Origin of the sequence: Reyranella aquatilis (genome assembly GCF_020880995.1) — a bacterium.
Classification (GTDB): Bacteria; Pseudomonadota; Alphaproteobacteria; order Reyranellales; family Reyranellaceae; genus Reyranella; species Reyranella aquatilis.
In genome coordinates, this window is sequence record NZ_JAJISD010000006.1 from 194,622 (window position 1) to 218,620 (window position 23,999).

The following is a 23,999-nucleotide window of genomic DNA, read 5'->3' on the forward strand; positions in this document are numbered from 1 at the left end:
TCAAGGGGCCAGCGTCCCGTGCATGCGACGATGATGCGTCCATCAAGGGAGGCGGCCGTGACGAAAGATACCTACGGTTATCTCGGCGTCGAACCGGGCGTGCTGCGCGAACAGCTGGAGAAGCTCGCGGCAACCCTCGAGACCATGGTGAACGCCGAGAGCAAGGAGGCGCTGCATAGTGCCGACGAAGCGGCCCGCGGCCTGCTGGCCAAGGCCAGGGCGCTCGCCGACAAGATCGACATGGATCAGGCCGCGAGCCTGGCGCGGGACGGGCGCCAGGAACTCGAGCGATCGATCCGCGAACGGCCGTGGACGTCGGTGGCCTGCGCCGCGGCGGCCGGCCTGCTGCTGGGTGTCCTGCTGGTGCGGCGGTGAGCGACACCAGGGCGTCGTCGTCGGGCGCCGTTTCTCTCGCGAGCCTGGCGCTGCGGATGCTCGGCCTGATGGCGGCTGGCGTGGCAGGCAATGCCGTCCGAAGGACGGCCCGGCAGATCGGCGGTTGGAGCGTCGTGGCGGCGCTCTGCACCGTCAGCGTCGGGTTCTTCAGCTTTGCGGCCTTCGGCTTCCTCTCGCACTGGCTCGACAGTTCCTACGCCGGACTGATTCTCGGCGCGGTCTATCTGGTGGCGGCACTCGTCCTCGCCCTGATCCTCCAGTCGGGCGACCGGCGCGGGCGATCGACCCGCTGAACGGTCTGCGGCAGGAGGAGCGGTTTCTTGAGGGCGATGGTTCTCTCGTCGCGAGGCGGGCGACTGGATCTCGTGCAGCGTCCCGATCCCCAGCCGGGAGCGGGCGAGGTCCTGATCCGGGTCGAGGCCTGCGGCGTGTGTCGCACCGATCTCCACATCGTCGATGGTGAATTGCCGGATATCAGGCTGCCGCTGGTGCCGGGTCACGAGATCGTCGGCATCGTGGAAGCGACCGGCAGCGGCGTGCCCAACCGCCGTCTCGGCACGCGCGTCGGCGTCCCCTGGCTGGGCGGAACCTGCGGGTGCTGCTCGTATTGCACCTCTGACAGTGAGAACCTGTGCGATCGGCCGGTCTTCACCGGCCTCACCCGCGACGGCGGCTTTGCCACCCATGCGGTCGCCCGCGCGGACTTCACGATCCCGCTCGATGGATTCGGCGACCCGGTTGCTGCGGCTCCACTGCTCTGCGCCGGCCTGATCGGCTGGCGCGCCCTCAAGCTCAGCGGCGCGGGCCACCGTATCGGCATCTACGGCTTCGGCGCGGCCGCTCACATCATTGCCCAGGTGTGCCGGTGGCAAGGGCGTGAGGTCCATGCCTTCACTCGCCCCGGAGACGGCGCGGCGCAGGCGCATGCTCGCTCGCTGGGTGCGGCCTGGGTCGGCGGCTCCGACGAGCGGCCGCCGGCGCCGCTGGATGCCGCCATTCTGTTCGCGCCGGTCGGCGATCTCGTGCCCGCGGCGCTTCGCGTCGTTCGCAAGGGTGGTCGGGTGGTCTGCGGGGGAATTCACATGAGCGACATTCCGGCGTTTCCCTACAGTCTGCTCTGGGGGGAGCGACAAGTCCTGTCCGTCGCCAACCTGACGCGCGAGGACGCGCGCGAGTTCCTCGCGGTGGCGCCGCTGGTGCCGGTGAAGACGTCGACGACCGTCTACAAGCTGGAGGCGGCAAACGAGGCGATCGCCGATCTGCGCGCCGGCGCATTCCAGGGCGCCGCGGTTCTGGTTCCCTGATCGCGTGTCGGCATTCGGAAGCGGTGGAGGCAATTCCATGAACTACCGGACGATTCTGGTTTCGTTGCCGCCGGGCCGCGCCAACGGCCGGCTGCTGGCGGCGTCGGTGAGTCTGGCGAAGCGGTTCGATGCCGTGCTTCTCGGACGCGCCGCTTGTCGCCCCATCCATTGCCTCTGCCGCGACTATCCCGTTCCCGCCGGCCTGTTCGAGGAGGACCGCCGGCAACGGGAGAGGCATCTCGTGGAGGCGGAGGCCGCTTTCCGGGCGGCCACCGTGGACCTCGAACAGCCGGTCGACTGGAGCGGGCGCAGTTGCCTCGAGCCGCTGGCGGACTACCTCGCGGAAGAGTCGGCCGCCTCCGACCTGATCGTCGTGGGCACGGCGAAGAAGGACGATCCGTTCGACGCGACCCGACAGCCCGATCTCTGCGATCTCGTGATGAAGGCCGGCCGGCCGGTGCTGCTCCTGCCGCAGTCCCGCGATGCCGTGTCCTTCGATCGCATTCTGGTGGCCTGGAAGGATTCGCGAGAGGCAAGGCGCGCGATCGCCGACGCGCTGCCTCTGCTGAAATCCGCCACCCGAGTGACGGTCGTCACGATGGACGCGGCAGAGGACCAGGCGATGGCGCGCAGCAGCATCGCGCGCGTGGCGAACTGGCTGGCGCGCCATGACGTCAGGGCAGAGACGCTGGTCGTTCCCACCACGAAGGCGAACGCCTCGCAGCTTCTCGAGATCGCGCGGGGCGGCGATGCCGACCTGATCGTGGCGGGCGCCTACGGTTACAGTCGCGAAGGCAGATGGACGCTGGGCGGCGTCACGGCCGAGCTTCTGACGGGGGAGCGATGCGCGTTTCTTTCACACTAGGCTTCACCGCGGCCGCGCTGCTCCTGCTCGCGGCCTGTGGCGGCAACCCGCCGGACCCCGCCGGAAGTACGGCACCACCACCGCCGCGCGATGAGAGGAACGCCGCGCTGAGGGAGGTCGGTGTCGACGTGCCCGCGCGCGGCAAGTTCGTCGTGGTGAACATCCCCTCGTTCGAACTCATCGCGTTCGAGAACGGCACCCCGGTCCTGCGCAGTCGCGTGGTCGTCGGGCGGAAGGCCACGCCCACGCCCGAACTGGCCACCGCCATCGCCGCCGTGAAATTCAATCCGTCCTGGACGCCGACGCCCGCGATGGTGCGGTGGGAGGGCGCCCGCTTCATGCCGCCGGGGCCGCACAACCCGCTCGGCCGCGTGCTCTTCGAGCTCGACAACGATCAGCTGATCTTCATGCACGACACGAACGACCGGTCGTACTTCGACAAGGCCAGCCGGGCCTTCAGTCACGGCTGCGTCCGCGTGGAGCAGGCGCGCGAGCTGGCTGCATGGGCGCTGGACATGACGCGGCCGGAGATCGATGCGGCGATCGCCGCTGGCGCCACGCGTCGCGTACCGCTGGCCGCCGAAATCCCCACGCGCCTCGTCTACCGCACGCGCTTTCCCGATGCCGCCGGGCGGCTGGTCGATCATCCCGATGTCTACGGACGCGGCACCGTCGCGCAGGCCGCCGGCGGGCACGAAGGAGCGGAACACTGCTCCGCCGCCCTTTGAGGTGGCGGGCGGACGGGAAGGGATGTGGCGGTCAGCAGCCCTGGAGGTGACGCAGTCCCTTGATGTCGCACAGGTCGACGTCGCGGCTGCCAGAACGCAAGCCGATCAGGTGATCGCGCGCCAGCTGGGTCAGTGTGCGCGATACCGTCTCGATGGTGAGGCCGAGATGGTCGGCGATGTCGGCGCGCTGCATCGGCAGGACCACATGCCCGTCTTCCTGGGAGAGGCGGTCCGCCATTTCCAGCAGGAAGCTGGCGAGCTTCTCCTGTGCCGTCTTGCGGCCGAGCAGCAGCATGTGGTCCTGCGCCCGCTCCAGGCTGCGCATCATCGACGTCATCACCTGCTCGCCGAACGCGGGGTCGCTGGCGGTCAGTTCGACGAGCCGGGAGCGGCGGAAGGCGATCACGGTTGTGGCCTCGACGGCCTCGGCGGTGAAGCGGTGGTCGCTGTCGGCTTCCAGGCCGAAGATGTCGCCGGGCAGGTGGAAAGCGTCGATCTGGCGCCGGCCGTCGCTGAGCAGCTTGTAGGATCGGATCGAGCCCGAGACGACCTTGTAGAAAAAGTCGGCCTCGTCGCCTTCGGCGAAGAGCTCGTCGCCCTTGGCGAAGTGCTGCGTGAGGCCGATGGCGCCGGAGCGGCTGGCGGGGGCGGCGGAACGCTTGAAGATGATCGCGGGCGTCGAGTGCTGCGGACGAATGGCGGTTGCTTGCATTGTGTCCCCCTGACGGTGTTCTCGATCGAACTGTCAGCTGGGTACCGTGGCTGCATGCCGGCTGCTATTCGGGTCTTAGACTAAGGGATTCTACGTAGGCCGCCCGGACAGGCCGTTCACGAACTCCGAGAAAAGCCGGTATTTGACGCCGACTACGGCGAATTCCCGCGCCCAGTTCACGAGATCGCCCCAGGGATCATTCAGCTTGCCCAGGCCGCCGACGATGGCCACCACGGTGCCGACTTCCATGTTCCCTTCGAGGACCTGCCACCCGCCGAGGCACAGCGCCGAGGCGACACCCAGGTGGTGCATCATGTTCATCAGCAGGTTGAGCGTGAATTTCAGCCGGTAGATTCCCATGTTGAGCGAGAAGACGCGTCGGATCGGCCCGTGCGCCCAGCCCCACCCCGCAGTCCGGGCGACGACCTTGTCCAGCACGCCGGCGCTGATGCTTCGCTTCACGAGGATCCGCTCGCGCGCGCGGCGGTTGATGCCGGCCTGAAGCAGCGGCACGAACACGGTTTGCGGCAGGAAGAACGCAAGGCCGAGCAGGGCCAGCCGCCAGTCGAGCATGACCATGTATCCGACAAGGCTCGCCAGGATGCCCGCCTGCAGCAGCGGCTCGGAGAGGCTGATGCCGGTGAAGCCGCCGATCGGCTCGGCCTCCTCCAGCATCATGGAAATCTGCGCCCCGACTTCCTCGACCGACCCCATGTGGTCGGCCCGGTCGGCGGCCGCCGAAACGACTTCGCGCAGGTGCCGCACCGAGTCCTCAGCCACCCAGCCCCGGTACACGTTGAGCAGGAGTTTCAGCAGCTGTTCGGCCAACGCCACCGCGCCGTAGCCTGCGGCCAGCCAGGCCACGGTCGAGAACGATCCATGGTCGACCAGGGTGTTGACGACACGGCGCTGGAGTTCGAGGGGCAGCGCGGCCAGCGCGAAGACCGCCACCGACAGCGCGGCCAGACCGATCTGGTGGCGACCCGAGTAGGCGATGACGTATCCGGCGATCCGCCGCGGGAGCAGGGCGCCGGGCTCAGGCGCTGCCATGGAAAATGTGCTGGATCGTCTCGACCAGCCCGGGCCCGCTGAGAGGCTTCTCGAGCACGGCGCTCACGCCCAGCTGCGCGGCCCGGCCCCGCAGCGCGCGATTGACCAGCCCGCTGATCAGGATCACGGGCAGGTCGGGCTTGCTATCGCGCAGGCGCTCGATGAGTTCGAGGCCGTCGACTTCCGGCATCCTGTAGTCGGTGATCAGCAGGCAGTTCTGGCCGGGAATGGGTTCGGCGAGGAGCCCGGCGGAGCTGGCATAGCTGCGGACGCAGAAGCCTTCCGCATGCAAGGCGAAGGCGAGTGCGCTACGCACCGCGTCATCGTCGTCCACCACCAGGACAAGAGGCGCCTCGATTCCCATGTCGAATGGTTGTCCACCGGGCGGGAGCCTGCCTTGATCCAGAGCAATTCGCCGCGCCTCCTCTTGGCGGGCGACCTCAGCCGGGAGGGTTGGCGGGCTCAATGGGAGACGAAGAGCGGAACGGTCGTTTCGGTCAGCACCGTTTTGCTGGCGCCACCGAGGATCGTTTCGCGGATGCGGCTACGGCCGTATAGCCCCATGACGATCAGGTCGGCATCGAGATCCGAGGCTCGTGACAGGATAACGCCGCCTACGTCGTTGTCTGCCGCGACCTCCCGCTGCACCGTCACGGCAACGCCATGGCGCGCCAGCCATGTCGCGACGTCGGCCCCCGGTTCGGCACCGTGGCCGGAGGGGGAACTGCGGGGATCGACGACGAGAATCGTCACCCTCTTGGACCCGCGCAGGAGCGGCAGCGCATCGGCGGCTGCCCGCGCGCTCTCCCGTGAGGCGTTCCAGCAGAGCAGGACGTTCGTGCCCGGTGGCTTGCCGGAGCTCATGCGCGGGACGACGAGGCAGGGCCGCCCGGCCGACAGCGCGACGCTTTCCGGCAGATCGGACGGGGTCGATGTCGCGGCCTGCGGGTTGGACTGGCCGAGGATCAGAAGATCCGCATATCGCGCATGGCTGGCGAGCACGTCGTCTACGTATCCGTCGGCCATCCGCCACTCGTGGGAGAGTTGGTTCCCCCGAAGTGCGTTTTCGAAAGCAGATTTGGCCTTGTCGGCCTCCGCCCGCGCGGCGGAATCGTAACTTGCGAACAGTGCATCCATGGCAACGCCGCCTTCGAAGAAGGCGGAAACCTGCAGCGGCGGTCGGGCATGTACGCCGACCAGGTGCGCCGCGTTGCGCTGGGCCAGTTCGGCCGCAACGGCGAGCCGTTTGCCGGCTTCGGGCGCCGCGTCGCAGTGAACGAGAATGGTCTTGAAATCCATCGCCATCTCCTTGTCCGACGGGTATTGATCGCACAGCGGACAGCGGACGGCCTTGATTTAGGTCACGAGGAAAGGCTGCGCTTCCTTGATGTGTCTCAAGGTGCTGCCGGGAGGACTGACTAGGTTCTCTGCATCAAGTCACTCTCTTAAGGGAGGTCAGGATGTTCCCCCGCATTCTTCGTGCTTCGGCTGCAATGGCCATTCTCGCCGCCTTCGCGGCGCCGGCCGCGGCGCAGACCAAGTCCGGCGTCAACGCCGGCTCGCTCACCTGCACTGTCTCCGGCGGCGTCGGCTTCGTGTTCGGCTCGTCGAAGGAGCTCACCTGCCTGTTCAGCCGCAGCAACGGCATGGCGGAGCGCTACACCGGCACCATCAAGAAGTTCGGCCTGGACGTCGGCTTCACCAAGGAGGCGCAGATCGTCTGGCTGGTGTTCGCCCCGGGCAGCCTGTCGTCCGGCGCGCTGGCGGGCGTCTATGCCGGCGCGACCGCGTCGGCCACTGCGGGCGCGGGCGTCGGTGCCAATGTCCTGGTCGGCGGCAGCAACAACCAGGTTTCGCTGCAGCCCGTCAGCGTGGAGGGAAGCGTGGGCCTGAACGTGGCGGCGGGCATCGCCGAGGTCGAGCTCCGGGCTGTGAAGTAGCACCGGGCGCGGCGGGCCCGTGACGGCGGATCGCGAGGAGGGCGGCCCGGAGACGGTGGCGTCCGGCAATCCCCCGCTGCTCAAGTGGCGGGGAATGGCCGCCATCGTCTTCGCGGCGCTCGTCTTCTTCTGGCCGCACCTGGCGGCCGTTCACCTGGTCTATCTGTGGGCGACCTACTCCCTCGCCGACGGGCTGCTCACGTGGGCGGTGGCCGTTCGCGGTGGACCGGGGACGCCGCGGATCTGGCTGGGCCTGATGGGCGGTGCGGGCGTCGCCTGCGCCGCTACCGCGCTGGTCGCGCCCGACGCCGTGGGGCGCTACCTGGTGCTGCTGGTTTCGGCCTGGGCCGCGTTCACCGGCGTCCTGCAGGTCTGGATCGCGCTGAAGATCCGGGCCGAGGTCGAGCGCGGATGGATCGTGCTCGTCGACGGTCTGGGAGCCGTCGCCTTCGGTCTCGGCCTGCTCTTGTGCTACCGCTTCGAGTTCGAGGCGTTCGTGTGGATGCTCGGAATCTTCTCGGGAATGCTCGGCGCGCTCTTCCTGCTCGTGCAGGCCTGGCTCGACGGGTAGACCGTCGAGCGCATCGTTAAACCTCCAGTGTCGCTCAGTGCGGCGCGCGGGCCCCCTCGCCGACGGGGCCGCCCATCCGGTCGATCGCCTTGAAGGCGCGCCGGGCATGGGCGAGCAGTTCGCCGTCGGTCGGGTGGTCCATTGCTTCGATGCCGGCCAGCCGCTTCAGGTCGTGGGGAAGGTGTTCCTCCAGATGTCGGACGAGCGCCTGTTTGGCCTGCCCGGGCCCGACGAGGAGCCAACTCGTCGTGCCGCGAACGGCATCGACGATGCGATCCAGGAAATCGCGTTCGATCGCCGCATGGCCCGAACCGATCGCGCCGGCCTTGTGATGGACCTTGCGGAAGGGGTTGTGCGCCTTGAGCACCTCGCCTTCGACGTCCACCGCGTTGAAGCGGAAGATGTGGGCTTCCTTGCTGTCCATCCAGACGATTGCGTGAATGTGCGTCATTGCTGCTCCCGTTCTCGCGCTGGACTGTGCGGGTGGAGCACGCATTCCACCTTGATATGGGTCAAGGCCCGGTGCGGCGGATTTTGAATCCGGGGACAAAGCCGAATAGCCTGCGCCCGGATGGAAAACAGCTTCGTCACGCTCCTCCGGGGAGATCCGGCGCCTCGCTTCCAGGCCGCGACCGAGAGCAATCCACGCTACATCTTCGACACGGTAGCGGGGCGCTACGTCGTGCTCTGCTTCCATGTGTCGGGTGCGACGCCCGGCGGCGCCGCCGCGCTCGCGGCGGTGGCCGCCCGCCGGCACGTGTTCGACGATGAACGTGCCTGCTTCTTCGGTGTTTCCGTCGATCCGTCGGACCGCGATACGGGCCGGGTCCGGCAGGACTTGCCCGGTATCCGCCATTTCTGGGATTTCGATGGCCATGTGTCCAGGACCTACGGCGCCCTGCCGCGCGATGCGGTCGCCGGCACGCAGGTGGAGGTGCGCCAGTTCTGGGTCGTGCTCGATCCGACCCTGAGGGTGCTGGAGATCTTCCGCTTCAAGCCGGGCGGCACCGAATGCGCCGAGCTGTTCGCCTTCCTCGACGCCCTGCCGCCACCCCATCTGCACACGGGCGAGGCTCTGCAGGCTCCCGTGCTCGTGCTGCCGAACGTGTTCGAGCCGGCTTTCTGCCGCGGCCTCATCTCGCTTCACGAAGCGATGGGCGGCCGTGACACCGGCTTCATGAACGAAGTCGACGGCAAGACCGTGGAAAGGGTCGATCCCGCGCGCAAGCGTCGGCGCGACTGCCTCGTCGAGGACCAGAAGATCGTCCTGGCGATCCAGCAGCGCATCAAGCGGCGCATCGTGCCGGAGATCGCACGCATCCACTTCTTCGAGGCGACGAGGATCGAGCGCTATCTGGTCGGTTGCTACACGGCCGAGGATGGCGGCCACTTCGCGGCCCATCGCGACAACACGACCAAGGGGACCGCGCACCGTCGCTTCGCGGTCTCGATCAACCTCAACGACGACTTCGACGGGGGCGAGGTGAGTTTCCCCGAATATGGTCCGCGCGGGTTCAGGCCGCCGCCCGGGGGCGCCGTGGTGTTCTCCTGCTCCCTGATGCATGCCGTCGCACCGGTGCTCCGGGGGCGGCGCTATGCCTTCCTGCCCTTCCTCTACGACGAGGCGGCCGCGCGAATCCGCGAGGCCAACAACCAGTTCCTCGATCCGTCGGTCGGCACCTACCGGAACGTCTCCTAGACCGGGCCGGAGTGCCTCACGTGCGTTGCATCCAGAAGCAGCCGCCATGCTTCTCGATGCCGTCGAACGACGGGCCGTCGAAGATCGCCAGCGCCGATGGCCGGAGCGACGGACTGCTGGTGATCAGCGCATTGGGCAGCAGGATCCGGTCAGGGCCACCGCCGCCCATCAGGTAGCTCATCAGCAGATACTGCTCGTTGAAGAAGCGGCCGCTCCAGGCCTGCGGATAGTCGAGCGGGAAAAAAATGTCGTGCAGGCCCCAGATCGTGCCGGGCCGCAGCACCGGCAGGATCTCCATGAAGAAGACCGTGACGTCCGAGTTCTGGAAAGAGCGGTGTGAATTGTCGACGAAGAGGAGCGTGTCGCCGGGCAGGCCGGCGAAGAACGCCATGTCGACATCCTCGCACGGACGGCGAATCACCTCGTCGCAGATCGCGTCGACTTCGCGGCGCGGCTGTGGGTCGATCGAGACGATGCGGGTACGAAGCCTGTGATCCTGGATGGCACGGCGGGCGAATTTGGTCGAGTTGCCCGACCCCACCTCGACGTAGATCGACGGGTTGTGAAGGGCGAGCAGCCCGTAGAGCGACGCGGCGTCGAGAGCCGGAAACGAACCGTTGATCCAGCGCGGCGCGGGATCGTCCCTGCCGGCACGCGCCGGGATCTTCTCGAGCCAGGCGCGATGAGCAGCGAAACGAGCGAGCAGCGCCTTGTAGTCGTCTGCGCGCTCGTATGCCTTGCGTGTAAGCGCGTTGACGCCGGGCGACCGGCGCCAGTCACGTTCCCGCGGCAGGTAGCTGTAATCGAAGAAGACATGCCGGCGGCGGCCGGATCGGTTTGCGCCAAGCAGGCGTTGCCACAGGGACATGCCGCCTTTCTGGCACAAGAGGCGAGCCTGCCCAAACGACTTGGTCTGGCCTACACTCGGCTGCCGTGTCGAAGTTCCTCCGTTTCCTGGGCTTTCTGGGCCTGCTCGTCGTCGTCGGCGCCGCCTGGTGGCTGGTGCGGATCGACGAACTCGAGGCCGCCGGCCCCCGCACCGAGTATTTCCTCTATCTGGCCGCGCTCTGCGTGGTGACGATCCTGCTGGCACGCTGGCCGCGCCTCTCGGGAACGCTGCTCGTGCTGGCGTGCGTCGAGTTCGCCTGGGGGCTGGGTTCCTGGGCGCTGGCGCCGCCGGGATCGCCCTCGCTTCTGCCGCCGGTCACGGCCGAGCCGCTGCGCTTCGAGTGGCATCCCGTGCTGCAGGCCGCGCCGGTTCCCGGGCTCGCCTTCAAGAGCGCGACGGGCCTTGCCATCCGCCATTCCTCGCAGGGCACGCGCGGTCGCGACCCGGACCCCTCTCGACTGGCCGGGAGCGGCGTCGTTGCGACCTTCGGCGGGTCGGCGACCTACGATATCGGCAACGGCGAGGGCGACACGTGGCCCGAGCGGCTGGACGAGCTGCTCAAGGGGGACAGGCTGCTCGTCGTCAATCACGGCGTGCCGGGCTACACGACGGCGGAGCATGTGCTGCAGACCGCTTTCTATCCCGAGAAGTTCGGCAAGGCGCCGCGCTGCGCGATCTACTTCGTGGGCTGGAACGACCTGCGCAACGCCCACATTCCCGATCTCGATCCCGCCTATGCCGACTTCCATCTTCCGAGCCAGGTCGATTCGCTGAAAGTGCGCCGGGTGGGAGGTTCCAACGTCACGATCTCCCCGCTGCTCACCGTACTGGCGCGCCTCGTGTCGGCCGAGGTCGACACGGTGCGGTACGGCAAGGATCCCTACGCGTTGCCGCCCGCCGGCGGGTCGGATCCCGCGCAGGCGGCGATCTTCGAGCGCAACGTCCGCTCGATCTCCGCCATCAACCGCACGCGCGGCACGCCGACCATCTGGGTCGGACAGGTCGTCAATCGCGACCGGCTGAAAGGCGATGGCCGCTACGGCTGGCTGCCCCGCGTTCGCGATCGCGATCTCTGGCCGTTGCTCCAGCAATCGAACGCCCTGCTCGAACGGACGGCGAAGACGTTGGGGGACACCTACGTGGCGCTTCCCGTCGATGCATTCGGGGCGGCCGACTTCGTCGACGAGGGTCACTTCTCGGCCGCCGGGGCGCGTCGCCTTGCGGCACTCCTGGCCCCCGTCGTGCGGGAGGCTTGCCGCTAGCGGCGCGGGATTCTACTCCTGTCGCATGGCTTCTCCGTCCCGCGTCGTCCTCATCACCGGTGCCTCTTCCGGCATCGGCGCCGCAACTGCTCGCGCGCTGGCCGCGCCCGACACTGCGCTTGCCCTGCATGCGCGCCGCAATCGCGCGGGCCTCGACCGTGTCTCGGGTTTCGCGACCGGCGCGGGTGCTCAGACGCTTCTCCTGGAAGGTGATCTGGCCGAGACAGGTACGGCGGCGCGCCTCGTCGAAGAGACCGTGAAGAAATTCGGCCATCTCGACGTGATCGTCAGCAACGCGGGCTTCGCCAATCGCACCCAGGTCGGCGAACTCGACCGAGCGACCTGGGACGCCAGCCAGAACGCGATGACCGCGGCCTTCTTCGAGCTCGCAACGGCCGCCAAGCCATGGCTGCTGAAGGCGGGCTCCGCGGGCCGGCTGGTCGGCGTCTCGTCCTTCGTGGCCCATGCCTTCGCGCGCGGTCTGATGACCTTCCCGGCCTCGGCCGCGGCCAAGGCCGGCGTCGAAGCCTTCGCCAAGGCCTTCGCCGTCGATATCGCCGCGTCGGGCGCCACGGTGAACTGCGTCGCCCCGGGCTTCATCGAGAAGGATCCCGACGCCCACGCCGCGGTGCCACGCACCGGCATGGAGAAGGTCAACCAGTCGATCCCGATGGGCCGCTACGGCAAGCCCGCCGAAGTGGCGGCGCTGATCGCCTTCCTGTGTTCGCCGGCCGCGAGTTACATCACCGGCCAGACGGTGCACGTGAACGGCGGCGTCACGCTGTAGGCCGAGCGCAGCTCGGCCTGATGACGTCAGCCCGCGGCTTGATTGCAAGCCGCTACGTGCGGCGATGTCCGGCAGCGCCGAAGAACGAAGGATCACTAAGAGCCTTCCGTCGGCGCAAGACGTCGCCACCTCCGCATTTCAACGGGAGGAAAGACTCACCCGATCGAGCGGACCAGGCGGATGATGTCGATGCCCTTGGCATCGATGCCGAACCAGTCGAGGTAGAGCGGTACCTGGTGGTCGAGCATGTGCCGGCCGTGATGGATGCGGCGTCCGTGCGTGCGTGCGCGCTTGAGCAGCGGCGTCTCGACGGGGCTCATGATCACGTCGGCAACGACCGTATCGGGGTCGAGGATCATCGGGTCGAAGGGCTGCGGATCGTCGGGGCGCAGGCCGAGCGGTGTTGCATTGACGGCAATGTGCACGCCCTTGGGCGGTGTCCGAACCTCTGCCACGGGCACGTCGGGATAGTGGGTGAGCAGGCGATCGATCGCCTTGCTGGCACGCGTTTCGCTGATCTCGGTGACGAGCAGGCGGCCCACGCCGGCCTCGCAGAGGGCGGCCGCGATGCCGCCGCCGGCGCCGCCGAGGCCGACAAGCCAGACGCTGGCTCCCTTCACGCGGTGGCCCTGCGCCTCGAGGCCGCGCACGAAGCCCACGCCGTCCACGTTGTCGCCGGCCAGCACGCCGTCGGGATCGCGGCGCACGAGGTTGACGCTGCCGGCCGCACGGGCGCGCGGCGTGGCGCGGCCCAGCATGTCGATGATCGAGGTCTTGTGCGGGATGGTGACGGTGAAGCCGCCGAGGTTGCGCATCTTGCCGAGCGCGTCGAGCATCAGCGGCAGCAGGTCGGCACCGCCTTCGAAAGGCAGCCACACCGCGTTTGTGCCGGTGGCGGCGAAGACCTGCGGCATCACGCCGGTCATGCGCAGCTGGCGGATGGGATCGCCGATCGTGCCGTAGAGGCGCGTGGCGCCGTTGACCTGGAACAGGCCGTTGAAGAGCTGCGGATCCGTGGGATTCATGGCGCTCCAAAAGAAAACGGCGGAGCCTGAGCTCCGCCGTCGATCTTGGCCGTGCGCGGTGCCCGGCGCTAGAGATTCTTCAGCACGTACTCGGCCGAGGAAACCTCGAACGCGCCCGGCTTCTCGACGAAGAGGTGCTTGATGACACCGTCCTCGACGACCATGGCATAGCGCTGGCTGCGCGTGCCGAGGCCGAACTTGGAACCGTCCATCGTCAGACCCATCGCCTGCGTGAACTCGGCATTGCCATCGCCCAGCATCATCACCGAGTCGCCGGCCTTCTGGTCCTTGCCCCAGGCGCCCATCACGAACGCATCGTTCACGGAAATGCAGGCGATGGTGTCGACACCCTTCGCCTTCAGAGCAGCTGCTTCGGCCACGAACCCGGGCACGTGCTTTGCTGAACAAGTGGGAGTGAACGCTCCCGGCAGTGCGAAGGCCACGACCTTCTTGCCGGGTGCGAAAAGCTCTTCGGTGGTCACGGCCTTGGGGCCTTCGGGACCCATGGTGCGCAGCGTGGCGCTGGGCACCTTGTCGCCGACTTTCGCCATTATTAGCTCCTTCAATACGCCGCCCAACCGCGGCCTTTGCAAACCGGCGGACCCTAGGCCGGGGTGGGGTTTTTGTCCATGCGAGGCGTGTCCGGAGCGCCCTCGCTTCGAGTGGGGTCTTGTGTTTTGACCGGACAATCCCCATGGATTCAGGAGATGATTCGCCATGCCCGGGTCTAGCTCTCCCGCCGCCACGCTGGTCGGCCGCTTCCTGGTAGCCGCGCCGTCGATGCCCGACGAGCGCTTCCAGAAGAGCGTCGTCTTCATCTGCAAGCACGACGACGACGGCGCGCTGGGCATCATCGTGAACAACAAGGTCGACGATCTACCGCTGGGCCAGGTCTACAAACAGCTGGGAATCGCCGTGCCGAAGTCCGTGGCGGACTGGCCGGTGCTGTTCGGCGGGCCGGTCGAGACGTCGCGCGGGCTCGTCCTGCATTCTGCCGACTACAAGCGGGACGAAACCCTCCTGATCGACGGCGGGATGGCGCTCACCGCCTCTCTCGAAATCCTGAAGGACATGGCCGACGGCAGCGGGCCGAAGAAGGCCTGGCTCGCCCTCGGCCACTCCGGCTGGGCGCCCGGACAGCTCGACCGCGAGATGCAGGACAATGCCTGGCTCGTCGTCGATGGCGATCCGGAGCTGGTGTTCGACGTCGATCTGACCGCGAAGTGGCAGCGCGCGCTCGACCGGCTGGGGCGCGGCCTGCCCGGCGGCAAGTTCGATCTCGCATCGTTTTCGCCACAGTCCGGCCGGGCCTGAGTTCCCGGCGCGACTGTATGCATTGCGGTGCATCAGGTGTGCGTCTTCGCGTCGGGATTGTCGTTAACTTCCCCAGGCCAACGGGCCTATAGCGGCAGGTGCGTCGCCCGCCTGCCTCCCTTCGCGGACGACGCGCGTACCCGGGACGTCCGCGTTCCTTTCCCCAACCCCAATAGGGAATGCGGGCGTCCCGTCCTCGCCGGGTCCAGACAACGAATTCGGCCACAGACCCGGGAAAGCGCGTGGTCTTGCCGAACGGCTTAAACGTGCCAAGCTCTGAAGATCGGAAAACAGAGTTCCTGATGTCGCCGGTCGAGGACCTCAGCGCCGTTGCTGTGGCCGGTTGGGAAGCGGGCAGGAGGGCCGTGGGGAAAGCGCTCACGGACCCCATGAAAGCAAAGGCATACGGCCGTGAGTTGGTCCGCAAGGACCTCGGCCAATGCGGACGTTTCGACTACCAGAGGCTTTGGAGCCCAGACGACGACGCTCCGGGCTACTTGCAGTTGCGCCAATTTCGCGATGTCTCGAATTTCAACGTGGGACTGTACATGCAGAAGGTTGGCCTCTTTCCCCTTGACTGGGTTTTGGAGATTGCGGGGGAGTATGCAAAGGAACACTCGAGCAACTACATGCCGTGCGAACCCTATGGCCTGGATCCGCGAGTCAAACGGTGGATCGAACGCGGCTATGAAGCGGGAGAAAGTGGCGCCTTCAATCTGCCATTTCTATTAAAAAAGAACAAAGCACCGCCGAGGACGGCAGATTGATTGGCGTGTATTCGCAGCCACATGCCAAGCGAGCCCTACGACCTGGATCCGCGAATCAAACAGTGGATCGAACGTCGCTACGCAGCGAGAAAAGTCACGCCTTCACTTCCGCCGACCCCGCCAATGCGTCCAGGCCCAATCGATCAAGATGATGGTCGCAACCACGGCAACGGGTAGATAATGCCACGCAAGCCCAGGAAGGCCGCCCTTGCGCGCCATCAGGATCCAGTTTTCGAAGTGAGTGCGAAAGCAGATAGGGAGGGTTTCCGGCAGAATCGGTGAGCGCGGATTGAAGCAGACACTTAATGGTTTGGAAAAATCGTATAGAGTCGCCAGAGCGAACAACAGAACTGCGAAGCACAGGGTCAGGCGACGCAAGAGCGACAAGGGCGCCTTGTTGATGCGGCTTTTCGCCGAACCTCTTTCGGAGGTCAGGCGATGGCGATCGACCAAGGACCAGAGGATGGCGATCGACAAGGACGCGACGATCGCCGGCAGATAATGCCACAAGCGGCCGGCAAGGCTGGCTTCGGCCAAGGCGTCTTGCAGCATTCCGAAAGTAAAAAAAGAGCAGAAGGTCATCTTTTGCAGCACGAAAGGCCCTTCTAGTTCGAGAGAGCCGAAACAGGTCCGCCCGATCAGGTCGAATAGAAAGGACATGACGACCAGAAGAACGACGAAGCGCAGAGCCAGGCGAGGCAGGTGCGGCAAGGGCGCCGTGTTGATGTGGGCTTTTTGCCGAAAATCTTTCGTAGCCCAAGCGATATCGATCAGCGCCCAGGCGATAACGATCGACAAGGACAGGACGATCGCCGGCATATAGTGCCACGCGAGTCCGGCAAGGCTGCCTTTGCCCCAGTCTTCGTTCAGCATTCCGAGATAAAGGGCGGAGGAAAAGGCCCGCTCGTCCGGCTCGAAAGGCCCTTCCTGTTCGAGATAGTCGACACTGATCTGTCCCATCAAGTCGAACATAACGGATAGGGCGACCAGAAGAACGACGAAGCGCGCGACTAAGCGAAACCCGCAGACAGTTACCACGGATAGTTGTGTCCGCATAAAATAAAACTATCATAAATAGTGGAGGCTTACCAAACCTCCGCATCTTGATTGGAGCAGATTAGCCTCAAACGACTTGGCCTGGAGGCGAACATGGCAAGCATCGAGATAGAAGGGGCTGCCGCCGGCAGCGCCGGCGGCGGAGTCATGGCCGCGCAACGAGCTCGGGGATGACAGCCCGCTCGACCTGCAGGCCGACGAGATGTTCGCGCGCCAGCTCGACACCGGGTTCACGGGCGAGGTGCGTGGCCTGGCGACCGACCCGGCGACGGGTCTCGCGGGGAAGGACCCCGAAGCGGCGCTGGCCGGGATCGCCCGGACCATCACGCTGCTGGCCGAGCTGAAGGACCGCTACCTGGGGTAGGCAAGGGGCCCGCGGCAGACGGCGATGCTCGAACCGCTGATCGACCGCCGCCTCGACCGCGCCGGCGGCGAGCTCGGGCGGATCGTGGCGCGGGCGGCGTCGGCGCTGGACGACCGCATCGTGGCCGAGCGTCTCGCCGACCTGGGGCAGGATGCGACGCTGTCCTGGCAGGACCGGGCCGATCTGCGCACGCTGGGCGCCACCGTGGTGGACGAGTTGCGCTACCAGGGCGAACGCAAAGGCTGGGACACGGGCCGGACCGACACGGCGGTGCGCACCGGCCTCAGCGATCTCTATGCCGACTCAGTCGAGGCCGCGATCGGTCAGGATCCCGAGCGCGCGGCGATCCAGCCGGAGCGGCAGGCGGCGGTCGAGCGCAAGATCGAACGGGTACGTAAGGAACCCGGCCTTCTCGCCGGACCTTTACTCCGCGGCGATCGACTGGGTGGCGGGGCTCTTGTAGGCCGCGAGCAGCGAGGCTTCGCGCTCCTTCGCGGCCTTCACGTTCTTCTCCTTCACGTGGCCGAAACCGCGCATCGTCTCCGGCACGGAGGCGATCTGGATCGCCAGCGCGTGATTGTCCTGGCCGAGCGTCGCCAACAGCGTTTCGATCGTCGCTTCGTACTCGCCGATCAGGCGGCGCTCCATGCGACGCTCCTCGCTGTAGCCGAAGATGTCGAACGTGCCGCCGCGCAGCCGCTTCAGCGAGGCAAGGACGCGGAAGGCCGGCATCATCCACGAGCCGAACTCGCTCTTCTTGAATTCGCCCGTCACCGGATCGCGGTCGGCGAACAAGGGCGGTGCGAGATGGAAGGTGATCTTGTAGTCGCCGTCGAACTGCTGGCGCAGCTTCCTGTGGAACTCGCCGTCGCTGTAGAGGCGGGCGACTTCGTATTCGTCCTTGTAGGCCATCAGCTTGTAGAGCGACTTGGCAACCGCCTCGGCGAGGCCGCGGCGGCCGGGCGCCTTGTCCTTCTCGGCCCTGGCCACCTTGTCGACCAGCGCGCGATAGCGCTCGGCATATTCCTTGTCCTGGTAGGCGGTCAGCAGCTCGACGCGCTTCGACACGATCTCGGCGAGCGTGCGCGCGACCGGCTTCTCGATACGCAGCGCGGGTTTGGCCGCCGCCTGCACCGCGGCGAGATTATGGGCGGCGAGGCGGCCCCAGTTGAAGGTCCGCTTGCTGCTCTCGACGGCGACGCCGTTCAGCTCGATGGCGCGCATCAGCGCTTCGAACGAGAGCGGCACCAGGCCCTTCTGCCAGGCATGGCCCAGCATGAAGAGGTTGGTGGCGATCGAATCGCCCAGGATCGCCGTGGCGAGGCCGGTCCCGTCGATGAACGAGGTCGCCTCGTCGCCGGCTGCATCGCGGATCGCCTTCATCATCGCTTCGGCGCCGAGATCCATGTCGCCGTTCATGACGAAGGCGGCGACCGGCTGGACATAGCCGTTGATCACGGCCTTGGTGACGCCCTGTTCGATGCGCGACAGCGCGGCCGGCGAGGCGGCCACGACCATGTCGCAGCCCAGCACCAGGTTGGCGCCGCCGGCGGCGATGCGCACGGCATGGAGGTCTTCGGGCTTCGGCGCGAGCCGCACATGGCTCATCACCGCGCCGTTCTTCTGCGCGAGACCCGTGAAGTCGAGGACGGTGCAGCCCTTGCCTTCGAGATGGGCCGCCATGCCGATCAGCGCGCCGACGGTGATGACGCCGGTGCCGCCGATGCCGGTCACCAGGATCCCGTAGGCCTCGCTCAGCGGCCGCAGTGTCGGCATCGGCAGGGACGCGAAGGGATCGTCCTTCACCACCTCGAGCTTGCGCGGGCGGGCCTTGGCGGGGACGCCGCCGCGCACCGACACGAAGCTGGGGCAGAAGCCGTTCACGCAGGAGAAGTCCTTGTTGCAATTGCTCTGGTCGATCTGCCGCTTGCGGCCAAGCTCGGTCTCGAGCGGCTTCACCGACACGCAGTTGCTCTTCTCCGAACAGTCGCCGCAGCCTTCGCAGACCGCGTCGTTGATGAAGACGCGCCGGTCGGGATCGGGGAAGGTGCCGCGCTTGCGGCGGCGGCGCTTCTCGGCCGCGCAGGTCTGGTCGTAGACGAGGACGGTGAGGCCCGGGATCTCGCGCAGCTCTCGCTGCACGGCGTCGAGCTCGTCGCGATGACGGATCGTGACACCATGCGCGAAGCCGGCGTTCATCGGGTACTTGTCCGGCTCGTCGGTGACGACGACGACCTTCTTGGCGCCCTCGGCCTCGACCTGCCGCGTGATCTCGGGAACCGTCAGGGGCCCGTCGTGCGGCTGGCCGCCGGTCATCGCGACCGCGTCGTTGAACAGAATCTTGTAGGTGATGTTGACGCCGGCGGCGGCGGACTGGCGGATCGCCATCAGGCCGGAATGGTAATAGGTGCCGTCGCCCAGATTCTGGAAGATGTGGTTGTCGGAATGGAACGGCGCCTGGCCGACCCAGCCCACGCCCTCGCCGCCCATGTGGCTGATCAGCGAGGTGCGGCGCTCGGGCATCCAGATCGCCATGCCGTGGCAGCCGATGCCGGCCATGGCGCGGCTGCCCTCGGGCACCTTGGTCGAGGTGTTGTGCGGGCAGCCCGAGCAGAAGAACGGCGTGCGCGCGACCTTGGGCGGCGGTGCCGACAGCAGCTTCTCCTTGGCCTCGAGGCGCGCGAGGCGCTGGCGCAGCTCGGGCGATTCGCCCTGGTGCTTCATCAGGCGCGCGGCGATCACCATGGCGACGCCGGTCGGCGTGAGCTCGCCCTCGCTCGGCAGGATGATGCGGCCGGTCTCGTCGGCTTTGCCGATCACCGTCGGGCGGCGGTCGGCCGGCAGGTGGTAGAGGATGCGCAGCAGCTGGTCCTCGAGGTTCGAGCGCTTCTCCTCGACGACGATCACTTCCTGCAGGCCTTCGGCGAAGCGCCGCGCGCCTTCGGCCTCCAGCGGCCAGGTGACGCCCACCTTGTAGAGGCGGATGCCCAGCGCACGGGCGCGCGCGTCGTCGATGCCGAGATCCTCCAGCGCCTGGCGCGTGTCGAGATAGGCCTTGCCCGTCGTCATGATGCCGATGCGGGCCTTCGTGCCGGTCTCGGTCGGCTCGATCACGGTGCGGTCGAAGCCGTTGGCGCGCACGAAGGCGGCGACCGCCGCCATCTTCGGCCCGTGCAGGCGGCGCTCGGCTTCCAGCGGCGGATCGGGATTGCGGATGCCGAGCCCGCCCGGCGGCAGCTGGAAGTCGGTCGGCATCACGATCTGGATGCGCTCGGGATCGACCCATACCGAGGCGCCGCTCTCGACCGTCTCGGAGATTGCCTTGAAGCCGACCCAGCAACCCGAATAGCGCGACAGGGCGAAGCCGAGAATGCCGAAGTCGAGATATTCCTGGACGGTCGCCGGATTGACGACCGGGATCATCGCTGCCGAGAAGACCTGCTCGCTCTGGTGCGGCAGGGTCGAGGACTGGCAGCCATGGTCGTCGCCGGCCAGCGCGATCACGCCGCCATGCGGCGAGGTGCCGGCGGCATTGCCGTGCTTCAGCACGTCCATCGAGCGATCGACGCCCGGACCCTTGCCGTACCAGATCGAGAAGACGCCATCGACCTTGGCGCCGGGAAACAGGTTGGTCTGCTGCGTGCCCCACACCGCGGTCGCCGCGAGATCCTCGTTGAGGCCGGGCTGGAAGTGGATGTTGTTCTCTTTCAGGTAGCGCTTCGCGCCCCACAGGGCGTTGTCGTACATGCCGAGTGGCGAGCCGCGATAGCCGGAGATGAAACCGCCGGTATTGAGGCCCGCCGCGAGGTCGCGCTGGCGCTGCATCATCGGCAGGCGCACCAGCGCCTGGATGCCGGTCATGTAGACGCGGCCCTTGCCGAGCCGGTAGCGGTCCTCGAGGGCGTAATCGCCGAAAACGAGCGGAACTGGGGTGACGGTGCTCATCGCGGGAGCCCTCCGATGCGGCGGCGTGAACGGGCGTTTATTGGCCGCAGCATAGCGGGACGCGCCGCCGGCGCAAAAGCCCGTTGAGCCTTTCCGCGAAGTGAATTTCGCTAGAGCGCGAGACCGTCCAATTCAACATCCTCCGCTTCGGATGGGGGAGGTGACGAGTCGTCAGTTCGTCGGACGCTTGCCTGCCTTGTAGTCGGCGATGGCGGCCTTGAGCTGGCGGTGCTCGGCGCAGCCGAACGTGCAGAGCGAATTCAGTCGGGCGAGCTGCTGTTCGGCCTCGGGCAGCCGGCCCAGCATCAGATAGGCTTCGCCGAGATACTCGTAGGCGCCGATGTGGCGGGAATCGATTGCCAGCGCCTGCTGGTAGTACACCAGGGAGCCGTTGGGATCGCCCGACTTGCGGGTGGCGAAGCCCATCAGGTTGTAGGCGTCGGCGTTCTTCGGGTCCTTGGTCACGACCTGCTGCAACAGCGGCAGCGCGCCCTTGTAGTCGCGCGCCTCGATCATCGCCTTGGCGCGCGCGAAATTGGGGTCGACCGGCTTGGCCGGGGTCTCCATCGAGGCGCCACCGCCCGCGGCTTGGACGGGCAGGGACAGGCCGAGGGCCGTCACTGTCATGGCGGCGGCAGCAAAAAGGGCGCGCATCGGAGTCCTCCTGGAATCTGGCGGGAATTGTCGCCCGGACGGCCCGCCGGACAACGAAAATATTATGACATTGCCGTGAGATCGGCGGCCTTCGCGACTGCCCGCACAGCCAGCCGGCTCTGGCGGCCGCGAATATCGACCTCGTGGCGCGGCGCGTCGCTGAGATCGATGCCGGCACGGTCCAGGAGTTCCTGCGAGACGACGAGCTCGACGGCGAATTCCTTGGTCATCGATTCCAGCCGGCTGGCCGTGTTCACCGTGTCGCCAATGGCGGTGATCTGGGCGGCCCGGGCATAACCCATCTCGCCCACGATGGCCGGCCCGGCATGCAGGCCGATGCCGATGCGCAGTGGCGCGTCGAGATCGCCCGACATCGCCTCGTTGAGATCGTCGAGTGCCAGCGCCATGCGCCGCGCCGCGTCGAGTGCCTGGCGACAGGCGATCTGCGGCTCCTGATTGAGGCCGAAGACCGCCATGACGCCGTCGCCGATGAACTTGTCGAGGCGGCCGCCAGCGGCTTCGACGGCCTGTCCGGTGGCGCGGAAGTACCGGTTGAGCAGGAACACGACGTCGTAGGGCTGCTTGCCTTCGGAGATGGTCGTGAAGCCGCGGATGTCGGCGAACAGTACGGCGACATAGTGCTCGCCGCCATGCGCCTGCGGCAGGCGGCGATAGGCCTCGACCGGGCCGGCGGTGGCCGGCAGCAGCGGGGTTACGCGATAGTGGCCAGGTGGCGGATGCAGCTGGCAGGCAAGGCGCACGTTCGCGGGCGCGCCGATCCGCGCCAGCACCTTGGCTTCCTCCGGCGAGGCCGGCGGCAGCCGTTGGCGATCTTCGCCGGCAATGCGCACGCGGCAGGTCGAGCAGCGCCCGCGGCCGCCGCAGACCGACGCGTGGGGGATGCCGGCAATACGACTCATCTCGAGGATCGTGCGGCCGGCAGGCTGCGTCACGCTGCGACGCTCGCCGTAGTCGAGACGGACGACGCCGGCACGTCGTTCCCAGAGGTCGCGCAGGGGCCGCGCGGCGAGTGCGGCGACCAGCAGAGCGAGCGCCGCGTACTCCAACCCGGCCGCGATCGAGTAGAGATCGGCGATCTGCCCGGGGGCGGGAATGCGCGCCTGCTCGAACAACTGCTCGAGAAACCCGGGCCGCTGCGCCAGCTCGGCGACATCGCGCAGCGCGACGGCGGCGCCCGCGAGGCTGGCGGCGGGGATCAGCAGGGCGAGGCCGTAGAGCAGCGGTAGCCAGCCGCGATACCAGGGCTTCAGGCGCAGCGCGAAGTGCAGGCCGATGCAGGCATGCATCCAGACGACCAGCGGCAGCGAGAACTGTCTCAGGATTCCACCCCAGCCGCCGGCGATGAGCGTGCCCAGCACCCAGGGATAGCCCGACTGGACGTCGTAAAGGGTTTCCGCCAGTCGCGTGCCGACCACGTGGATCACGCCGAGCGGGATGATCGAGGCGCCGAGGATCCATTGCGCCCACTCCCAGCGCGACAGCTTCAGCGCGCGCCGCCGGTAAAGCGACCACAGCGCGAGCAGGAAGTGGACGAGCATCGCCCCATAGAGCGCCGTCAGTCCGACGGGGTTGCTCCATATCGCTGCGAACCAGTGCCGTCCCGCTTCGAGGACGCGCAGCGAGATCAGGCCAAGCGCATGATTGAGCAGATGGGTGACGACGTAAATGAAGAGGACGTAGCCCGACCAGAGGCGAAGCCGTCCCGTCATGGCGTCATTTCAGGACGGCAAGGACCGCTTCGGGCGGCCGGCCGATGGCGGCGTGCGTGCCCTTCACGACGATCGGACGCTGCAGCAGGACGGGATGTTCGGCGATGGCCTTCACGATGTCGGCCTTGGTGAGATCGGCCTTCCGCATCTTGAGGGACTTGAACTCGGTCTCGCCGTCGCGGATTAGCTCGCGCGGATCGCCGCCGACCTGCGCGATGAGCTTCTCGATCTCCGCCTTGCTGGGCGGCTGTTTCAGATACTCGCGCACCCTGGGCTCGACGCCCTTGCTCTTCAGCAGTTCGAGCGTCTGCCGTGACTTGCTGCAGCGCGGATTGTGCCAGATCGTGACCGTCATGCTTTCCTCGTTGGCCGAACCATGGCGAGCCGCTCAGCCTTCGTCCAGCGCATCGGGGTCGGCGGCTTCGATGACCCTGCGGGCGAGGCTGTAGGCGAAGCCCGCACGAGCCATCGAGGCGAGATCGCGCGCCTTGTAGGCCTCGCGGTCCTTGGCGCGAAAGGGACCGAGGCGACGGCGGCGGGCGAAGGCCAGGGCGGCCTGCAATTCGCGTTTGGCGGGATCGGTGCCGAGTTCGTCGTCGAGCGCGGCCATGGCTTGCTCGACATCTTCGGCGGCGACGCCCGCCACCTGCAGCCGCTGGCGCGTCAGCCGCCCCGACATGCCGCGGCGATGCAGCGACCGCGCCTTGGTCTGGGCGAACGCCTTGTCGTCGAGCAGGCCGGCCGTGACGAACTTCTGGACGAGCGCCTCGATGGCCTCGTCGACATTGTCCATCACGGGAGCTTCGAGCATCCGGGCCTTGGAAACCCGGCGGCGCAGGACGCGCCGCAATCCCTCGGCCGAACTGGCGTAGCGCTCGAGATAGAACACGGCGGCGTTCTGGAGATACCTTGCCGTGATCGGAGAGGCGGTCCGCTTCACG

At 67.2% G+C, this 23,999-nt stretch carries 27 protein-coding genes; 13 read left to right on the forward strand and 14 right to left on the reverse strand.

The window, feature by feature from the left end:
- The first annotated feature begins 57 nt into the window (after positions 1–57).
- Genes LJ725_RS29200 through LJ725_RS15400 form a run of 5 tightly spaced genes read left to right on the forward strand, consistent with a single transcriptional unit; the run spans position 58 to position 3,293 of the window.
- Positions 58–375 carry a glycine zipper domain-containing protein gene (locus LJ725_RS29200; RefSeq protein WP_230551523.1) on the forward strand — a complete coding sequence of 106 codons (318 nt, stop codon included), beginning with the start codon at positions 58–60 and terminating at the stop codon, positions 373–375.
- Complete coding sequence (locus LJ725_RS15385) at positions 372–689, forward strand: hypothetical protein (protein ID WP_230551524.1); 318 nt, start codon at positions 372–374, stop codon at positions 687–689. The genes LJ725_RS29200 and LJ725_RS15385 overlap by 4 nt, the downstream gene beginning before the upstream one ends.
- Positions 690–716: 27 nt before the next feature.
- A complete protein-coding gene (locus LJ725_RS15390; RefSeq protein ID WP_230551525.1) occupies positions 717–1,700 on the forward strand; it encodes a zinc-dependent alcohol dehydrogenase family protein in 984 nt (327 codons plus the stop codon).
- 37 nt (positions 1,701–1,737) lie between these two features.
- Positions 1,738–2,565, forward strand: a complete 828-nt coding sequence (locus LJ725_RS15395) for a universal stress protein (protein ID WP_230551526.1) — start codon at positions 1,738–1,740, stop codon at positions 2,563–2,565.
- Positions 2,544–3,293 (forward strand): L,D-transpeptidase family protein, encoded by a 750-nt coding sequence (locus tag LJ725_RS15400; protein ID WP_230551527.1) that lies wholly within the window; start codon positions 2,544–2,546, stop codon positions 3,291–3,293. The genes LJ725_RS15395 and LJ725_RS15400 overlap by 22 nt, the downstream gene beginning before the upstream one ends.
- Before the next feature lie 31 nt (positions 3,294–3,324).
- On the opposite strand, the gene LJ725_RS15405 is transcribed toward LJ725_RS15400, so the two are convergent.
- From LJ725_RS15405 to LJ725_RS15420, 4 genes are all read right to left on the reverse strand, one after another.
- Positions 3,325–4,005 (reverse strand): helix-turn-helix domain-containing protein, encoded by a 681-nt coding sequence (locus LJ725_RS15405; protein WP_230551528.1) that lies wholly within the window; start codon positions 4,003–4,005, stop codon positions 3,325–3,327.
- Positions 4,006–4,095: 90 nt separating this feature from the next.
- The gene (locus LJ725_RS15410) at positions 4,096–5,055 is read right to left on the reverse strand and encodes an ABC transporter transmembrane domain-containing protein (protein ID WP_230551529.1); all 960 of its coding nucleotides are present in this window, start codon (positions 5,053–5,055) and stop codon (positions 4,096–4,098) included.
- Positions 5,042–5,419, reverse strand: a complete 378-nt coding sequence (locus tag LJ725_RS15415) for a response regulator (RefSeq protein WP_268990674.1) — start codon at positions 5,417–5,419, stop codon at positions 5,042–5,044. Before LJ725_RS15415 ends, LJ725_RS15410 begins: the two co-directional genes overlap by 14 nt.
- Before the next feature lie 98 nt (positions 5,420–5,517).
- The gene (locus LJ725_RS15420) at positions 5,518–6,354 is read right to left on the reverse strand and encodes a universal stress protein (RefSeq protein WP_230551531.1); all 837 of its coding nucleotides are present in this window, start codon (positions 6,352–6,354) and stop codon (positions 5,518–5,520) included.
- 161 nt (positions 6,355–6,515) lie between these two features.
- Here LJ725_RS15420 and LJ725_RS15425 point away from each other — a divergent pair, with 161 nt between their 5' ends.
- The gene (locus tag LJ725_RS15425; RefSeq protein ID WP_230551532.1) at positions 6,516–6,995 is read left to right on the forward strand and encodes a DUF992 domain-containing protein; all 480 of its coding nucleotides are present in this window, start codon (positions 6,516–6,518) and stop codon (positions 6,993–6,995) included.
- Positions 6,996–7,014: 19 nt separating this feature from the next.
- Complete coding sequence (locus LJ725_RS15430; protein ID WP_230551533.1) at positions 7,015–7,566, forward strand: HdeD family acid-resistance protein; 552 nt, start codon at positions 7,015–7,017, stop codon at positions 7,564–7,566.
- Between the two features lie 34 nt (positions 7,567–7,600).
- Here the strand turns inward: LJ725_RS15430 and LJ725_RS15435 are convergent, their stop codons facing one another.
- A complete protein-coding gene (locus LJ725_RS15435) occupies positions 7,601–7,990 on the reverse strand; it encodes a translational machinery protein (RefSeq protein WP_230551534.1) in 390 nt (129 codons plus the stop codon).
- Positions 7,991–8,137: 147 nt separating this feature from the next.
- Here LJ725_RS15435 and LJ725_RS15440 point away from each other — a divergent pair, with 147 nt between their 5' ends.
- A complete protein-coding gene (locus tag LJ725_RS15440; RefSeq protein ID WP_230551535.1) occupies positions 8,138–9,265 on the forward strand; it encodes a 2OG-Fe(II) oxygenase family protein in 1,128 nt (375 codons plus the stop codon).
- A 16-nt stretch (positions 9,266–9,281) separates the two neighbouring features.
- Here LJ725_RS15440 and LJ725_RS15445 read toward each other — a convergent pair whose 3' ends face one another.
- Positions 9,282–10,133: a class I SAM-dependent methyltransferase gene (locus tag LJ725_RS15445; protein ID WP_230551536.1), complete on the reverse strand. Its 852-nt coding sequence runs from the start codon at positions 10,131–10,133 to the stop codon at positions 9,282–9,284.
- A 65-nt stretch (positions 10,134–10,198) separates the two neighbouring features.
- Between LJ725_RS15445 and LJ725_RS15450 the strand changes: the two genes are divergently transcribed.
- Positions 10,199–11,416 (forward strand): SGNH/GDSL hydrolase family protein, encoded by a 1,218-nt coding sequence (locus tag LJ725_RS15450; protein WP_230551537.1) that lies wholly within the window; start codon positions 10,199–10,201, stop codon positions 11,414–11,416.
- Positions 11,417–11,441: 25 nt separating this feature from the next.
- A complete protein-coding gene (locus LJ725_RS15455) occupies positions 11,442–12,203 on the forward strand; it encodes an SDR family NAD(P)-dependent oxidoreductase (protein ID WP_230551538.1) in 762 nt (253 codons plus the stop codon).
- Positions 12,204–12,358: 155 nt separating this feature from the next.
- Here LJ725_RS15455 and LJ725_RS15460 read toward each other — a convergent pair whose 3' ends face one another.
- Positions 12,359–13,228: a shikimate dehydrogenase family protein gene (locus tag LJ725_RS15460; RefSeq protein ID WP_230551539.1), complete on the reverse strand. Its 870-nt coding sequence runs from the start codon at positions 13,226–13,228 to the stop codon at positions 12,359–12,361.
- A gap of 68 nt (positions 13,229–13,296) precedes the next feature.
- Positions 13,297–13,779: a peroxiredoxin gene (locus tag LJ725_RS15465; RefSeq protein WP_268990675.1), complete on the reverse strand. Its 483-nt coding sequence runs from the start codon at positions 13,777–13,779 to the stop codon at positions 13,297–13,299.
- A gap of 166 nt (positions 13,780–13,945) precedes the next feature.
- On the opposite strand from LJ725_RS15465, the gene LJ725_RS15470 reads away from it, so the two are divergent.
- Together LJ725_RS15470 and LJ725_RS15475 are read left to right on the forward strand one after the other, a co-directional pair.
- The gene (locus LJ725_RS15470; protein WP_230551540.1) at positions 13,946–14,542 is read left to right on the forward strand and encodes a YqgE/AlgH family protein; all 597 of its coding nucleotides are present in this window, start codon (positions 13,946–13,948) and stop codon (positions 14,540–14,542) included.
- 242 nt (positions 14,543–14,784) lie between these two features.
- On the forward strand, positions 14,785–15,309 hold the full coding sequence (locus LJ725_RS15475; protein ID WP_230551541.1) for a hypothetical protein: 525 nt from the start codon (positions 14,785–14,787) through the stop codon (positions 15,307–15,309).
- A gap of 102 nt (positions 15,310–15,411) precedes the next feature.
- On the opposite strand, the gene LJ725_RS15480 is transcribed toward LJ725_RS15475, so the two are convergent.
- The gene (locus tag LJ725_RS15480) at positions 15,412–16,347 is read right to left on the reverse strand and encodes a hypothetical protein (protein WP_230551542.1); all 936 of its coding nucleotides are present in this window, start codon (positions 16,345–16,347) and stop codon (positions 15,412–15,414) included.
- A gap of 220 nt (positions 16,348–16,567) precedes the next feature.
- Here LJ725_RS15480 and LJ725_RS15485 point away from each other — a divergent pair, with 220 nt between their 5' ends.
- Complete coding sequence (locus LJ725_RS15485; RefSeq protein WP_230551543.1) at positions 16,568–16,729, forward strand: hypothetical protein; 162 nt, start codon at positions 16,568–16,570, stop codon at positions 16,727–16,729.
- A 423-nt stretch (positions 16,730–17,152) separates the two neighbouring features.
- Here the strand turns inward: LJ725_RS15485 and LJ725_RS15490 are convergent, their stop codons facing one another.
- The 5 genes from LJ725_RS15490 to LJ725_RS15510 all read right to left on the reverse strand — a co-directional run bounded on the left by LJ725_RS15490 (position 17,153) and on the right by LJ725_RS15510 (position 23,998).
- A complete protein-coding gene (locus tag LJ725_RS15490) occupies positions 17,153–20,674 on the reverse strand; it encodes an indolepyruvate ferredoxin oxidoreductase family protein (protein ID WP_230551544.1) in 3,522 nt (1,173 codons plus the stop codon).
- 171 nt (positions 20,675–20,845) lie between these two features.
- Positions 20,846–21,328 carry a tetratricopeptide repeat protein gene (locus LJ725_RS15495; RefSeq protein ID WP_230551545.1) on the reverse strand — a complete coding sequence of 161 codons (483 nt, stop codon included), beginning with the start codon at positions 21,326–21,328 and terminating at the stop codon, positions 20,846–20,848.
- Positions 21,329–21,390: 62 nt separating this feature from the next.
- Positions 21,391–23,058 (reverse strand): adenylate/guanylate cyclase domain-containing protein, encoded by a 1,668-nt coding sequence (locus LJ725_RS15500; protein ID WP_230551546.1) that lies wholly within the window; start codon positions 23,056–23,058, stop codon positions 21,391–21,393.
- Between the two features lie 4 nt (positions 23,059–23,062).
- Positions 23,063–23,413, reverse strand: coding sequence for an arsenate reductase (glutaredoxin) (gene arsC / locus LJ725_RS15505; protein ID WP_230551547.1), 351 nt, complete (start codon positions 23,411–23,413; stop codon positions 23,063–23,065).
- A gap of 33 nt (positions 23,414–23,446) precedes the next feature.
- Positions 23,447–23,998: a regulatory protein RecX gene (locus LJ725_RS15510; RefSeq protein WP_230551548.1), complete on the reverse strand. Its 552-nt coding sequence runs from the start codon at positions 23,996–23,998 to the stop codon at positions 23,447–23,449.
- Position 23,999 lies beyond the last annotated feature (1 nt).